We start from the raw sequence: 13917 nt of genomic DNA, 5'->3' as shown, positions 1-13917 counted from the left end.
CTCGGCCAGGCCTCCTCCGACACGCAGCCCGCGTCCCGTCGATCGTGCCCGGCCGCCGGGTGCCAGGTAGGGGTCCGCGCGAGCGCGCCATCACCGGTACCTGTGGGCGCGGTGCCTCTGGCCGTCGGCGGCCGGCGGCGGTGTCAGCGGCAGGTGGCTGATGAGTCCGGCCTGATGCAGGGCGGGCCAGAGCGCGGCGGGTATCGCGGCTGACGCCCGCTGGACGGTCTCGTGGACCTGGCGGGCGCTGCCCATCCCGACCGTCATCGACACGATGGCTGGGTGGGAACCGGCGTATGCGAGTGCCGCCGCGGGCAGTGTGGTGCCGTACTCCGCGCAGATTCGTGCGATCCGGTCGGCGCGATCGAGAAGTTCCGCGGGGGCCTGCTGGTAGTTGTAGCTGGCGTTGGTCGGCGGGCGCTCACGGGCCAACAGGCCGGAGTTGTAGACGCCGGCGACGACGACCGCGACATCGTGCCGCCGGGCGGCAGGCAGCAGGTCGTCCAAGGCGCCTTGTTCGAGCAGGGTGAACCGCCCGGCGCACATGACGACGTCGATGTCTGCCTCCTCGACGAATTGCGCCAACAACCGGGACTGGTTCATCCCTGCACCGATCGCCCCGATGACCCCCTGCTCCCGCAGTTCGACGAGAGCGGGTATCGCTTCGGTCATCGCCTGCTCGGCGTGGTCGTCGGGGTCGTGGAGGTAGACGATGTCGATCCTGTCCAGGCCGGTGCGGGTGAGGCTCTCGTCGAGGCTGCGACGTACGCCGTCCCGGCTGAAGTCCCACCCCCGGCGAAGGTCGGCGGGGACGTCGAAGCCTTCCGGGTCCCGCAGGTGCGCGGTGTGCGGGGACGGGATCAGGAGCCGTCCGACCTTGGTCGACACGACATACTCGTCCCGGGGCCGGGAGCGCAGGGCGGCGCCGAGTCGTCGCTCCGACAGGCCGAGCCCGTAGTGCGGTGCGGTGTCGAAGTATCGGATGCCCGCGTCCCAGGCGGCGTCGATCGCGGCCGCAACGTCCTCGTCGGTTCTCACGCGGTAGAGGTTGCCGGCCTGTGCGGCGCCGAAGCTGAGTGTGCTCACCTCGACAGCGGGCCTGCGTGGCAGTGCTGCCTGCCTGATCACCGGCGCCCCGCGGTGGGCGTGGTGCTGATCCTGTGTCACAGACATCATCTCCCCGGTGCTCGTGGTGTGGGTTGCGTTCCGCTGGCCGGTGCTGCTGGCGGCGCGCCGTTCAGGACTCCGGGCCGCCGGTGGGACGGCCCCTGGTCGGCGGGTGCCCCGGCCGGCGTTGACCCGGCGGTGTTCGTCAGCGGCCGAGCCAGCCGCCGTCGACCGGGATGGCGGCTCCGTGGACGTAGTCGGATGCGGCGCTGGCCAGGAAGACGCAGGCGCCGGCCAGGTCGTCGGGGCGCCCCCAGCGACCGGCGGGGATGCGCGCGACGATCGCGGCGTTGCGGTCCTGGTCCTCTCGCAGGGCCTGGGTGTTGTCCGTGGCGATGTAGCCGGGGACGATGGCGTTGACGTTGACGCCGTGGCTAGCCCATTCGTTGGCCAGCGCCCGGGTGAGGCCGATCAGCCCGGACTTGGCCGCGGTGTAGCCGGGCACGTTGACGCCGCCCTGGAAGCTGAGCAGGGAGGCGGTGAAGATGATCTTCCCTCGGCCGCGGGCCAGCATGCCGTTCCCGACCTGTCGGGTCAGGACGAACTGGGCGGACAGGTTCACCGCGAGGACTTCGTCCCACAGTTCGTCGTCGTGTTGCGCCGCCGGCGCGCGTCTGATGGTGCCGGCGTTGTTGACCAGGATGTCGACCGGCCGGTCGCCGTGCTCCAGCCGGCCGGCCAGGGCGGTGACGGCGGCACGGTCGGCGAAGTCGACCTGGTGTGCGGTGAAGGTGCGGCCGTGGCCGCGGACGCGCTTCTCGACCTCGCTGCCGGTGGGTTCGAGGTGGGCGCTGACCGCGACGATGTCGGCGCCGGCGGCAGCGAGGGCGTCGGCGATGGCCAGGCCGATGCCGCGCCGGGCGCCGGTGACGACGGCCAGGCGGCCGGACAGGTCGAAGGGGTTCACGCGGTGGCCTCCTGGCAGTCGATCAGGACCTTCATGACGCTGCCGCCGCCGCTGAGTGCGGCAAAGGCGGCGGCGGCGTCGGCGAGCGGCTCGACGTGGGTGATCAGTGTCCGGGCCGCGATGGTGCCGTCGGTGAGCAGGTCGATTGCCGCCGCGTAGTCGGTGCGCTCGTAGACCCGGGCGCCGACCATGGACAGCTCGCGCCAGAAGAACCGGAACACGTCCAGCTCGCGTGGCTGGTTGTGGATGCCCACCACGACCAGCCGGCCGCGCGTGGCCAGCAGGTCGACCGCGGTGGTGAGGCCGGCCGCCGAGCCGGACACCTCGAAGGCGACGGCTGGGCCGGCACCGGCGGTCCAAGCGGCGACCTCGGCGGCCACGCCGCCGAGCGCGGGATCGAGCGCACGGATGCCGAGTTTCTCGGCGAGGGCCCGACGGTGCGGGTCCGGTTCCACGACGACGGCCTCGGCGCCAGCCGCGCTCGCCACCTGGGCGATCAGGACGCCGACCGGGCCGCCGCCGACCACGAGTGCCTTGTCGCCACGGTGCAGGTCGGCACGGCGTACGTCGTGTACCGCGACCGCGGTCGGTTCGACCAACGCCGCGTGGAGCAGGGGAAGGTCTTCGGGCAGGGGGATGACGAGGTCCGCCGGCACGGTCCATCGCTGCTGCATGGCGCCGGGGGAGTCGATGCCGACGAAGTCGAGCCGGTGACAGATGTGCTGGTGGCCGGCCAGGCACGCGGGGCACGAGCCGCACCACCGCAGGGGCATGACGGTGACCGGCATGCCGACCTCGAGACCGTCGACTCCCGGGCCGAGGGCGGCCACCCGGCCGGACATCTCGTGTCCGATCGTCTGTGGGAGCTGTACCCGGTGATCCATCGCCCCGTGCAGGATGTGCAGGTCGGTGCCGCAGATGCCGGTGTAGGCAACGTCGATCTGCACCTCGCCTGCGGCGGGAGGGATGGCCGGGCGGTCCTCGACCACGATCGTCGAGTTGCCCGCGTACAGAGCTGAACGCATGGTAGTCCTTCGCTGTCGTCCGGTGGATGCGCCGGCCACGCCGCCGCCGTTCACACCGGACATGGCGACGAGGATCCCGGCCGCGTTGGAGGGGGGCTTGCGCGCTGGCGCCCCTTACCGCTCTTCAGCCAGGTGAAGGCGCAGCCAGCGTTCCGTCGTCATGATGTGCATCAGGGCGGCCGCCTGCGCCTGGATCGCGTCGCCCGCGGCGAGCGCCAGGTAGATCGCTTCGTGCTCACGCAGCGTTTGGCCGGCCGCGTCGGCGTCAACGAGGCCGCGCCAGACGCGGGCCCGGACCGTCCGGCTGGAGATGCCCTCCAGGACCGTGGAGAGCGTCTCGTTTCCGGTGGCCGCGACGACCGCGCGGTGGAACGCGGCGTCGTGCTGGTTGAGCAGCTCCACATCGTCGGCGGCCGCACGCATCGCGTCCAGGTGGCCTTGGACGACGGCGAGTTGCTGGGGCGTGATGCGGGTGGCCGCCAGGCCGGTGGCGGCGGGCTCGAACAGCCGTCGCACCTCGGTCAGCTCGAGCATCGTGTCACCCTGCAACAGCTCGACCGCACCGCTGATGCTCTCCAACAGCAGCCGCGGCTCGAGGCTGGTGACGAAAGTGCCGTTGCCTCGGCGCACCTCCAGCACCCGGGCGGCAACCAGGGCCCGTACCGCCTCCCGCATGATGTTGCGTCCAACCCCGAGCTCCGTGGCCAGCTGTTGCTCCGGTGGCAGGCGGGTGCCGGGCGGCAGTTCACCGGACTGGATCAGCTCACGTAGGCGCGTCATCGCCTTGTCGGTCAGCGACATGTCGTGACCCCTTGCTCGTGTCCCCCCGCCCATGGAGAGGGCGGCGGGTGGAGTGTTCGCGGGAGATTGAACCGTAACAGGTGATCCCATGTCTGGAAACCCGCGTAACGCCGTCTCACCTCAGTGGAACCAGCGGATTAGGCGAAAAGGCAGTTAGAAGCCCATGTTTCGAAACTGTGTCTAGACGCGGCTCTCGGGGCGGGCTATAAAGACATCCCATGGCATACGGGTTGCCGGCCGATGGCACGAGACAGCGGCGGGCGGCGTGGCCGCAGCCGGCAGGTCCAGCGAGGGGAGGAGGTGGCTTGCGGTGACCGAGGTGATCAGCGGGCGCTACCTCGCGTCGCAGGCGTCGGGCATGAGCGCCCAGATGCACCCGGAGTCGGTAACCGCGTATCGCTACCCGAACGGCCCGCAACGGAAGACCGCGGGAGCACCGACCGAGCACCGCTGATCCCCATCCGAGTGCCCGCCACACAGGAGCCGTGATGAAACCTAGAAGGACCGCCTCGGCCACCCTCGTCATGTCCGTCGCACTGCTGCTGACCGCGTGCGGTGGCGACACATCGTCCAGCGGTGGCGGCGGTGGCGCCCCGATCATCGGTGTCGACTACCCGCGTTCGGACACCGACTTCTGGAACTCCTACATCAAGTACGCACCTCAGTCCGCCCAGGAGCTGGGCCTGGAGATGAAGACGACCAACTCGCAGAACGACGTGGCGAAGCTGACCTCCAACGTCCAGTCGTTGATCAGCCAGGGCGTCAAGGGCATCGCCATGGCGCCCCAGGACACCGCCGCGATCGCGCCCGCCCTGCAGACGCTTGCGAGCAAGAAGATCCCGGTCGTCACCGTCGACACCCGCCCCGACCAGGGAGACGTGTTCATGGTCGTGCGGGCCGACAACCGCGCGTACGGCGAGAAGGCGTGCCACTTCCTCGGTACCAAGCTCAAGGGCACCGGCAAGGTGGTCATGCTCCAGGGCGACCTGGCCTCCATCAACGGCCGTGACCGCACCGAGGCGTTCAACGACTGCATGAAGCAGAAGTACGCCGGCATCACCGTCTTCGGGGAGGCCACCAACTGGGACGGCGCACTCGCCTCTCAGAAGCTGCAGATCCGGTTGACCGAGCACCCGGACATCAAGGGCGTCTACATGCAGTCCAGCTTTGCCCTGGCCGGGACGCTGCAACTGCTCAAGCAGCGCAACCTGCTCACCCCGCCGGATGACGCCAAGCACATCTTCGTGGTCTCCAACGACGGCATCCCCAAGGAACTGCAGGACATCACCGCCGGGAACATCGACGCCACCGTCTCCCAGCCCGCGGACCTGTACGCCAAGTACGCCCTGTACTACCTCAAGGCCGCCATCGACGGCAAGAGCTTCCAGCCCGGCCCCACCGACCACGACAGCAACATCATCCAGGTCCGACCGGGCCTGCTGGAGGACCAGCTCTCGGCACCGCTGGTCACGCTCGACGGCGGCGCGTACGGCGGCGTGGCGAGCCTCAAACCCGACGACAAGTCCCTCTGGGGCAACAACATCGGCTGACCGCGGCCCCGAAGGAGATACGCGTACATGAACGGTAGCGGGCAACCTTCGAAACGCTCGTCACCGGCCCTGGATGGCGACGGGCGGGCCCGATCGGGCCCGCCTGTGGCGGAGGCGATCGACGTCAGCAAGCGGTACGGCCCGACGGTGGCGCTCGACCAGGCGCGGATCAGCGTTCACAGCGGCGAGACCCACGCCCTGGTCGGCCGAAACGGGGCCGGAAAGTCGACCCTCGTGTCTATCCTGACCGGTTTGCAGGCCCCGGACACGGGTCAGATCCGGTTCGCCGGAGCGGACGCACCCCGGCTGTCCGACCGCGACGCGTGGCGGCAGCGGGTCGCCTGCGTCTACCAGAAGTCCACCATTATTCCCGAGCTGACGGTGGCCGAGAACCTGCTGCTCAACCGGTACGACCGCGGCCGCGGTGGGCTGATCAACTGGCGGGCGCTGCGTCAGCGTGCCCGGGACCTGCTGGCCGTGTGGTCCGTCGACGTCGACGTCGACAGCAGAGCCGGCGACCTCAGCGTCGAGCAGCGGCAGTTCGTGGAGATCGCCCGGGCGTTGTCGTTCGGTGCCCGGTTCATCGTTCTGGACGAGCCCACCGCCCAACTCGACGCGGCCGCCATCGCCCGCCTGTTCGACCACATCCTGGACCTGCAGCAGCAGGGCGTGACGTTCCTGTTCATCAGCCACCACCTGCAGGAGATCTACGAGATCTGCGACATGGTGACGGTCTACCGCGACGCCCGGCACATCGTCACCGCTCCGGTCGCCGAGCTGCCCCGCAACGACCTGGTCGCCGCGATGACGGGCGAAGCCGCGGCTCTGCAGGCAGCACGAGCCCGCAACGGGCCGGTCGGGCCTGCCGAGGTGGTGCTCGACGTGTCCGACCTGCGCCTGGCGGGCGGCTACGAGGACGTGTCGTTCCGTGTCCGGTCGGGCGAGATCATCGGCTTGGCCGGCGCCGGCGGCAGTGGCCGGACAGCGGTCGCCGAATCCATCGTCGGACTTCGCACCCCCGACACGGGTACGGTCACCGTCGGCGGTCGCCGGCCCCGCCCCGGCGACGTCAACGCCGCTCTCGCGGCGGGCGTCGGCTTCGTGCCGCAGGACCGGCACCATCAGGGCCTGGTACCGGGCATGTCGATCGCAGACAACGCCACGCTGACCATCCCGGAGCGGCTCGGCAGGGCCGGCTTCCTGAGCACCCAGCGCCGGGACACGATCGCCGGCCGCCTGATCGACGACCTGGCGATCAAGACCCCCGGCCCGGACCTGCAGGTCTCCGGGCTGTCCGGCGGCAACCAGCAGAAGGTCGTGATGGCCCGTGCCCTGGCCAACGACCCGCACGTGCTGGTGCTCATCACGCCGACGGCGGGTGTGGACGTGCGCTCCAAAGAGTTCCTGCTCAGCAAGGTCGACGAGGTAGCTGATACCGGCACCGGTGTCCTGGTCGCCTCCGACGAGCTCGACGACCTGCGAATCTGCGACCGCGTCCTGGTGATGTTCCAGGGCCGCATCGTCGCCGAGATGCCCAGTGGCTGGCGTGACCACGACCTCGTAGCCGCCATGGAAGGACTGACCGTCGATGCCTGAGACCATGACCACCGCGAATGCGGCCACTGCCGGTGCGGCCGTCGCGGCCGGACCACCACCCGGTCGACGGGTCGGCAAGCTCGCCATCGCCCGGCTGCGGGATTTCGCACTGGTCCCCGCGATCGTGCTCATCGCGATTGTCGGCCAGATCATAAACCCGGTCTTCCTGCAGCCGGACAACCTAATCAACATCGCGCAGACCATGTCGGAGATCGCGCTGCTGGTGCTGGCCCAGACCATCGTGCTGGTGACCGGCAAGATGGACCTGTCGCTGGAGTCGACCTTCGGCTTGGCACCCGGCGTCGCAGCATGGATGACCGTCGCGGTCGGAGCCGGTCACGGCACCGGGCTGCTGTCCGGCGCCTGGGCCATCCCGATCACCCTGCTGGTGGGCGCGCTCATCGGGATCGCCAACGCCGCGCTGATCGTCCGGTTCGGACTGCACGGGTTCATCGTCACCCTGGGCATGCTCATCGTCCTACGCGGCCTGCTCACCGGGATCTCCGGCGGCCAGACCTTCTTCAACCTGCCCGAGTCGATGATGTACCTCGGTACCGCTGTCTGGTTCGGGGTTCCGGCCTCCATCTGGATCTGCGTCGCCCTCTTCGCCGCCGGGATCATCCTGCTCGGCTATACCGGCTTCGGTCGTTCGCTGTACGCGATCGGCGGCAACGCCGACGCCGCGAAGGCCGCCGGTATCCGCACCGACCGCGTGCTGTGGGCCGCGCTGATCATCGCGAGTGTCCTGGCCGCGCTGGGCGGTCTCATGCTCTCCGGCCGACTCGCCTCCGTTGCCGCGTCCCAAGGCAACGGAGCGATCTTCACCGTCTTCGCCGCCGCGGTCATCGGCGGCGTCAGCCTCAACGGTGGCAAGGGCACGATGTTCGGCGCCTTCACCGGCATTCTGCTGCTGTTCATGATCCAGAACGTGTTGACCCTCGCCGGCGTGCCCGCGCAGTGGATCGGCGCACTCAACGGCGCCATCATCCTCATCGCGCTCGTCGTTTCCCGGATAACCGGCGGCAAGGCACATGAGTAGTGCTGGGCCGTCGGCCGCGGCCCGGGCGGGTCGAGGCCGACGGCCGAGGCCGGCCGGCACGCAGGGCCCAACCGGCCGGCCCCGACCTCGATGACGACTGGAGGCGACGTGGAAACTGACATCGTCGATGCCCACCACCACCTGTGGGACCGGAGCCGCCATCCGCAACCCTGGATAGACCCGCAGTCGATGAGCGCCATCGACGCCGATTTCGGCCCGGCCGACCTCGCCGCGACCACCCGACCGGCCGGCGTCACCCAGGCGGTGGTGGTACAGGCGATCCACTCCGTGGCCGAGACGGCCGACCTGCTTGACACGGCCGCCGGCAGCGACCTCATCGCCGGTGTCGTCGGCTGGCTCGACGTCACCGCGGACGACCCGCTGCGAGCCATCGAGAAGATGAGGGCCGGCGGCAAGCTCGTCGGCGTGCGACACCTGGTCCAAGGCGAGACCGACCCAGCGTTCCTCGACCGGACCGCCGTCCGGCGAGCCGTCGCGGCGACCGCCGAGGCAGGCATCGTGTTCGACCTGGTGATCCGCCATCACCAGCTACCCGCCGCGACCCGCCTGGCCGCCGACCTGCCACAGGTGACCTTCGTTCTGGACCATCTCGGTAAACCACCCCTGGCCGACCGGGACCTGCACGACTGGGCCCGCGACCTGCGGGCGATGGCCCGGCTGCCCAACGTGACGGCCAAACTGTCCGGCCTGGTCACCGAGGCCGACTGGCGATCCTGGACCCGCCGGGACGTCGAACCCGCCGTCGCGCACGCCCTGGAGGTCTTCGGTCCCGAACGGCTGATGTTCGGCTCCGACTGGCCGGTCTGCCTGCTCGCCACCACCTACCAGCGCTGGCTCGACCTGCTCGCCGATCTGCTCACCGGATGTAGCGAGGCCGAGCGACGCGCGATCTGGCACCAGACCGCCCGCCGCACTTATCGGCTGCCACCCCCACCGACCCCATCGTGACCGTGCCACCCCCGGCCGGCCCGCGCGCCGTGCCCTCGACGTTCACGCAGGTATCGGCAGACCCACCCGGGAAAGGGCATCACATGCAACGCTACGGCTGCGTCATCCGCCTGCGCCCCGAACACCGGGACACCTACCTACGGCTACACAGCGCGGTATGGCCAGAGGTCGAGCAGATGCTGCTGGCGGCCAACATCCGCAACTACACCATCTTCCTGCACGACGATCTGCTGTTCGGCTACTACGAATACGTCGGTGACGATCACGACGCCGACCAGGCCCGCATCGCGGCCGACCCGCGCACGCAGCAATGGTGGAAACTCACCGACCCGTGCCAGCAGTCACTGGCCGAACGTCAATCCGGGCACTGGTGGGCCCCGATGCGGCAGGTGTGGCACCTCACCGAGCCGACACCGACGGCCGGACCCCCGGCGGTCGCCTCGGCCATCGGGGCAAGCCGCATCCTCCCGGTCGTCGTGCTCGACGACGCGCGCGACGCGGAGCCCCTCGCCGCCGCCGTCGTCTCGGGCGGCCTACGCACCATCGAGGTGACCTTCCGGACCGAGGCCGCCGCCGATGCCATCCGCGTCATGTCCGAGCGCCCCGAGGTGCTCGTCGGCGCCGGCACGGTGCTGACCCCGGCCCAGGTCGACCAGGCCGTCGAGGCCGGCGCACGGTTCGTCGTGAGCCCCGGCTTCGGTCCCCTCGTCGTACGGCATTGTCAGCAACTCGGTGTCCCGATCTTTCCTGGCGCGGCAACGCCCACCGAAATCCAGATGGCGCTCGACGCAGGCCTGGACACAGTCAAGTTCTTCCCGGCCGAGCAACTCGGCGGCATCGCAACGATGAAGGCGCTCGCCGCGCCATTCCGCTCGCTGCGGTTCATCCCGACCGGCGGAGTCAACCCCCGCAACCTCGCCGACTACCTTGCCCACCCCGCGGTCCTGGCGGTCGGCGGCACCTGGATGGTCGCCCCGGACCTGATCGCCGCCGCTCGCTGGGGCGAGGTCACGGCCCGCACCGCGGCGGCTGTCGCCGCCGTCCGTCCCGCCCCGGAGGCATGACCCATGCTTCAGATCCGTCCCGCCGAACAGTGCCGGTACGACCTGGTGTCGCTCGGCGAAATCATGTTGCGCCTCGACCCCGGCGAAGGTCGGGTTCGCACGACTCGAAGCTTCCGGGTGTGGGAGGGCGGCGGCGAGTACAACGTGGCCCGCGGCCTTCGCCGCTGTTTCGGCCTGCGCACCGCCGTGGTCACCGCCCTCGCCGACAACGAGGTGGGCCGCCTGCTGGAAGACCTGGTGCTGCAGGGCGGGGTGGACACGTCGCTGGTGAAGTGGGTGCCCTACGACGGGATCGGACGCACCGTCCGGAACGGGCTCAACTTCACCGAACGCGGTTTCGGCGTACGAGGTGCGGTCGGCACGTCCGACCGCGGCCACACCGCCGCCAGTCAACTTGGCCCCGACGACGTCGACTGGGACTACCTGTTCGGCACGCTCGGGGTGCGCTGGCTGCACACCGGAGGCATCTATGCCGCGCTGTCCGAGACCACCGCGAACACCATGGAGGCGGCCATGGCGGCCGCGTCCCGGCACGGCGCCGTCATCTCCTACGACCTCAACTACCGGCCCAGCCTCTGGAGCGCGGTCGGTGGGCAGGCCCGTGCGCGGGAGGTCAACCGCCGGCTGGCCCGCTACGTCGACGTGATGATCGGCAACGAGGAAGACTTCACCGCCTCGTTGGGCTTCGAGGTGCCCGACACCGACACCTCGCTGGCCCACTTGGAGGTGGACAACTTCAAGCGGATGATCGAGGCGGTGACGAAGGAGTACGACAACCTCAGCGTCGTTGCCACCACCCTGCGTACCGTCCGCAGCGCCACGGTCAACGACTGGGGCGCCATCGCTTGGTCCCTCGACACTGGCTTCGTCGAGGCGACCCACCGGCCCGGGCTGGAAATCCTCGACCGGGTCGGCGGGGGCGACAGCTTCGCCTCCGGCCTGATCTACGGGCTGATGGAGCGAGACGGCCTCGCGACCGCCGTGGAATACGGAGCGGCACACGGCGCCCTCGCGATGACCACGCCGGGTGACACCTCGATGGCCGGCGTCAACGAGGTCGACGCCCTCGTCCGTGGCGGCAGCGCGCGCGTCCAGCGCTGACTGTTGGGCAGGGCAACGCCCCAAGGACCGGGGCCTGGGACAACCCGCGCCGCGACCTGCTGGTGTGGAAGACCGCCACGACCTACCACAAGGCGACCGGCCTCCCGCCCGGGGCCACCCGCACCGTCCACCGCGTCAGCATCGCGCGCCGATGAGCGCCGCAGGCCGCCAGGGCGGGCCGACGTCCGGCACCGGAGGTGATCGACCCGTCACGGTGATCGTGGACAGCTACTCCGCCGGGAAGTTCCTGCCCGCCGCCTGCCAACGGCAGGGTTCGGACGTCCACCTGCAGTCCACCCCCGAGTTCCTCTCCTCGGTCCCGCCGCCGGACCTCAGGCCCTATCTGGCCAACGTGGTGCACACCACCAGCGACTGGCGGGAAACGGCTACCGCGGTGGCCGCGTACTCGCCCGTGGCTGTCCTGGCCGGGCAGGAGTCCGCCGTCCCCGCCGCGGACGCCGTCGCCGCGCTGCTCGGTCTGCCCGGTAATCCGCCGGGCACCTCAGCGGTACGCCGGGACAAGTTCCGCATGATCGAGGCCCTGCGCGCCGCCGGCCTCAACTGCGCCCGGCAACTCAGGTCCGCCGACCCGGACGAGATCATCTCGTGGGCCGAGCGCGAGGCCGGATATCCGGTGGTGGTGAAGCCGCTCAGTTCCGCCTCCACCGACGGCGTCTCCATCTGCCGAAACCCGCAGGAGGTCAGGGCCGCCGTGGTCGCCGTCCTGCATTCGGACGACATCTTCGGCAGTCGCAACACGGAGCTTCTCGCCCAGTCCTTCCTGGAGGGCAGCGAGTACGTCGTCGATGTGGTCCGGGGCTCCGGCGGCGACCGCCACGTCTGCGGAATCTGGCGGTACGAGAAGACGCTGATCGGCGCGAAGCGCATCTACGACAGGGACGTGCTGATCGACCCCGGCAACCCCGAGGTGGCCGAGCTGGTGCCGTATCTCGACGCGGTGCTCGACGCCCTGGACATCCGATTCGGGGCGGCGCATGCGGAGATCATGATGACGCCTACCGGGCCGGCCCTGGTCGAGGTCGGTGCCCGCCTCAACGGGCTGATAGATCCCGGCTTTCACGATCTCTGCCTCGGCGGCAACCAGGCGGACCTGCTCGCGACGGCGGCGGTACGACCGCAGGAGTTCCGGCGTCGGTACGGCGCCGAGACGATGTACCGCAAGCACCGGGAGGCGATGGTGATCCACGGCCGGACCACGCGCGAGGGAATCGTCGAGAGGATCGATGAGGACGTCCTGGCCCGCATCGCGGCCCTGGACACGGTCCGCCTCGTCGTGCCGCGGCTGGCCGTCGGGGACCGGATGCGTCCCACCACCGATCTCCTGTCCAGCCCACTGAGGGTCTTCCTGGCCGCGGACCGTCCGCACGACCTGATCGCGGACTACCGGCGGATCCAGCAACTCATGGACGACGTCTTTCAGCTCGCGCCGACACAGGTCGCCGGAGCACACGGGACGAATCTCGTGGCGGGACGGAGCAGGCCATGACCGTGCCGAGCCGGGCGGATCTCGCCGCGCTTCCCGACTACATCATTCCCCGACAGGCGCCCGAGGCCATCCTCCTCAACTCCAACGAGCTGCCGATGGCACCCCTGCCCGCGGTTGCCGAGGCGCTGAGCGTCGCCGCTCGGGAGAGTCACCGTTACCCGCAGTGGTTCTCGGAAGATCTCGTCGCCGCGCTGGCCGCCCACCTTGGCCTGCCGAGGTCCTGGCTCGCGGTCGGCTGCGGTTCGGTGAGCCTGTGTGCGCAGCTGATCCAGGCCTACTGTGGGCCGGGGGACGAGGTCCTCTGCGCCTGGCGCTCCTTCGAGGCGTATCCGGTGCTCGCCCGGATTGCCGGAGCCACGCCCCGAACTGTGGGGTTGGATTCCGCCCACGGGCACGATCTGGTGGCGATGGCGGAGGCGGTCACCCCGGCGACCAGGCTGATCTTCCTGTGCAACCCGAACAACCCCACCGGGACGGCCTTCGGCCGGCAGCAGCTGGACGCCTTCCTCGACCGGGTGCCGCCCGACGTGCTCGTGGTGCTGGACGAGGCGTACCACGAGTTCGCCGGACCAGACGTCGCCAACGGTGTCTCCGTGCTGGCGAACCGGGAGAACGTGGCGGTGCTGCGTACCTTCTCCAAGGCGTACGGACTCGCTGGTGTCAGGGTCGGTTACTGCGTGGCGCCGCCGGCGGTGATCCGTGAGGTGCAGAAGGTCGCCGTGCCGTTCGCGGTGAGCCGCCTCGCTCAGCATTCCGCGTACACCGCCTTGCAGTACACGGACGAGGTGGCTGCGCGGTGCGCCGCCGTCGTCGGGGAACGGGAGCGCCTCTTCCGGGCCCTACGACGCACGGGCTTCCCGGTGCCGCGCTCCCACGCGAACTTCCTGTGGCTTCCGCTCGGGGCGGAATCGGGGCGCTTCGCCGAGGCCTGCGCGGATCGTGGCATTCTCGTCCGGCAGTTCGGGGACGAGGGTGTGCGCGTCACGGTGGGTTTGACGGACGAGAACGAGGCATTCCTTCGAGCGGCTGAGGAATTCATCCTTCCCGTCATCGGACAAGCCGCTCGGGATCCGCGTAGCGGGGGAGCTCCCGCCCTTGCCCGGCGTCAGTGCCCGTCGACCGTGCCTCGCGGGGCCGAGGCTCTACCCCTGCCCGGTAGAAGTAGCGGAACGCCCTAGCTACTGCGTCTGC

At 70.0% G+C, this 13917-nt stretch carries 13 protein-coding genes; 9 read left to right on the top strand and 4 right to left on the bottom strand.

The window, feature by feature from the left end; translation table 11 throughout:
• Window positions 1-90: 90 nt before the first annotated feature.
• The 4 genes from AB0H57_RS08650 to AB0H57_RS08635 all read right to left on the bottom strand — a co-directional run bounded on the left by AB0H57_RS08650 (window position 91) and on the right by AB0H57_RS08635 (window position 3900).
• Window positions 91-1173 carry an aldo/keto reductase gene (locus tag AB0H57_RS08650; RefSeq protein ID WP_357504112.1) on the bottom strand — a complete coding sequence of 361 codons (1083 nt, stop codon included), beginning with the start codon at window positions 1171-1173 and terminating at the stop codon, window positions 91-93.
• A gap of 139 nt (window positions 1174-1312) precedes the next feature.
• Window positions 1313-2074 (bottom strand): SDR family oxidoreductase, encoded by a 762-nt coding sequence (locus tag AB0H57_RS08645; RefSeq protein ID WP_357504110.1) that lies wholly within the window; start codon window positions 2072-2074, stop codon window positions 1313-1315.
• On the bottom strand, window positions 2071-3099 hold the full coding sequence (locus AB0H57_RS08640) for an alcohol dehydrogenase catalytic domain-containing protein (protein ID WP_357504108.1): 1029 nt from the start codon (window positions 3097-3099) through the stop codon (window positions 2071-2073). Before AB0H57_RS08640 ends, AB0H57_RS08645 begins: the two co-directional genes overlap by 4 nt.
• A 114-nt stretch (window positions 3100-3213) precedes the next feature.
• The gene (locus AB0H57_RS08635; RefSeq protein WP_357504106.1) at window positions 3214-3900 is read right to left on the bottom strand and encodes a FadR/GntR family transcriptional regulator; all 687 of its coding nucleotides are present in this window, start codon (window positions 3898-3900) and stop codon (window positions 3214-3216) included.
• A 310-nt stretch (window positions 3901-4210) separates the two neighbouring features.
• Here AB0H57_RS08635 and AB0H57_RS08630 point away from each other — a divergent pair, with 310 nt between their 5' ends.
• The 9 genes from AB0H57_RS08630 to hisC all read left to right on the top strand — a co-directional run bounded on the left by AB0H57_RS08630 (window position 4211) and on the right by hisC (window position 13904).
• Complete coding sequence (locus AB0H57_RS08630) at window positions 4211-4354, top strand: hypothetical protein (protein WP_357504105.1); 144 nt, start codon at window positions 4211-4213, stop codon at window positions 4352-4354.
• 34 nt (window positions 4355-4388) lie between these two features.
• Window positions 4389-5450, top strand: coding sequence for a sugar ABC transporter substrate-binding protein (locus AB0H57_RS08625; protein ID WP_357504103.1), 1062 nt, complete (start codon window positions 4389-4391; stop codon window positions 5448-5450).
• Window positions 5451-5555: 105 nt separating this feature from the next.
• Window positions 5556-7046 carry a sugar ABC transporter ATP-binding protein gene (locus AB0H57_RS08620; RefSeq protein WP_357504101.1) on the top strand — a complete coding sequence of 497 codons (1491 nt, stop codon included), beginning with the start codon at window positions 5556-5558 and terminating at the stop codon, window positions 7044-7046.
• Entirely contained in the window at window positions 7039-8085 is a 1047-nt protein-coding gene (locus AB0H57_RS08615) for an ABC transporter permease (protein ID WP_357504099.1), read from the top strand. Before AB0H57_RS08620 ends, AB0H57_RS08615 begins: the two co-directional genes overlap by 8 nt.
• 108 nt (window positions 8086-8193) lie before the next feature.
• Window positions 8194-9054, top strand: coding sequence for an amidohydrolase family protein (locus AB0H57_RS08610; protein WP_357504097.1), 861 nt, complete (start codon window positions 8194-8196; stop codon window positions 9052-9054).
• On the top strand, window positions 9051-10118 hold the full coding sequence (gene eda / locus AB0H57_RS08605; RefSeq protein ID WP_357504095.1) for a bifunctional 4-hydroxy-2-oxoglutarate aldolase/2-dehydro-3-deoxy-phosphogluconate aldolase: 1068 nt from the start codon (window positions 9051-9053) through the stop codon (window positions 10116-10118). Before AB0H57_RS08610 ends, eda begins: the two co-directional genes overlap by 4 nt.
• 3 nt (window positions 10119-10121) lie before the next feature.
• Window positions 10122-11219, top strand: coding sequence for a sugar kinase (locus tag AB0H57_RS08600; RefSeq protein WP_357504093.1), 1098 nt, complete (start codon window positions 10122-10124; stop codon window positions 11217-11219).
• 151 nt (window positions 11220-11370) lie between these two features.
• The gene (locus tag AB0H57_RS08595; protein ID WP_357504091.1) at window positions 11371-12726 is read left to right on the top strand and encodes an ATP-grasp domain-containing protein; all 1356 of its coding nucleotides are present in this window, start codon (window positions 11371-11373) and stop codon (window positions 12724-12726) included.
• The gene (hisC, locus tag AB0H57_RS08590) at window positions 12723-13904 is read left to right on the top strand and encodes a histidinol-phosphate transaminase (RefSeq protein ID WP_357504089.1); all 1182 of its coding nucleotides are present in this window, start codon (window positions 12723-12725) and stop codon (window positions 13902-13904) included. Before AB0H57_RS08595 ends, hisC begins: the two co-directional genes overlap by 4 nt.
• Window positions 13905-13917: the final 13 nt, after the last annotated feature.

Source organism: Micromonospora sp. NPDC050686 (genome assembly GCF_040654475.1).
In the GTDB taxonomy this organism is placed as follows: domain Bacteria; phylum Actinomycetota; class Actinomycetes; order Mycobacteriales; family Micromonosporaceae; genus Micromonospora.
Note: the sequence above shows the minus strand (reverse complement) of the source record. Positions and strands in the feature narration are given on the sequence as shown.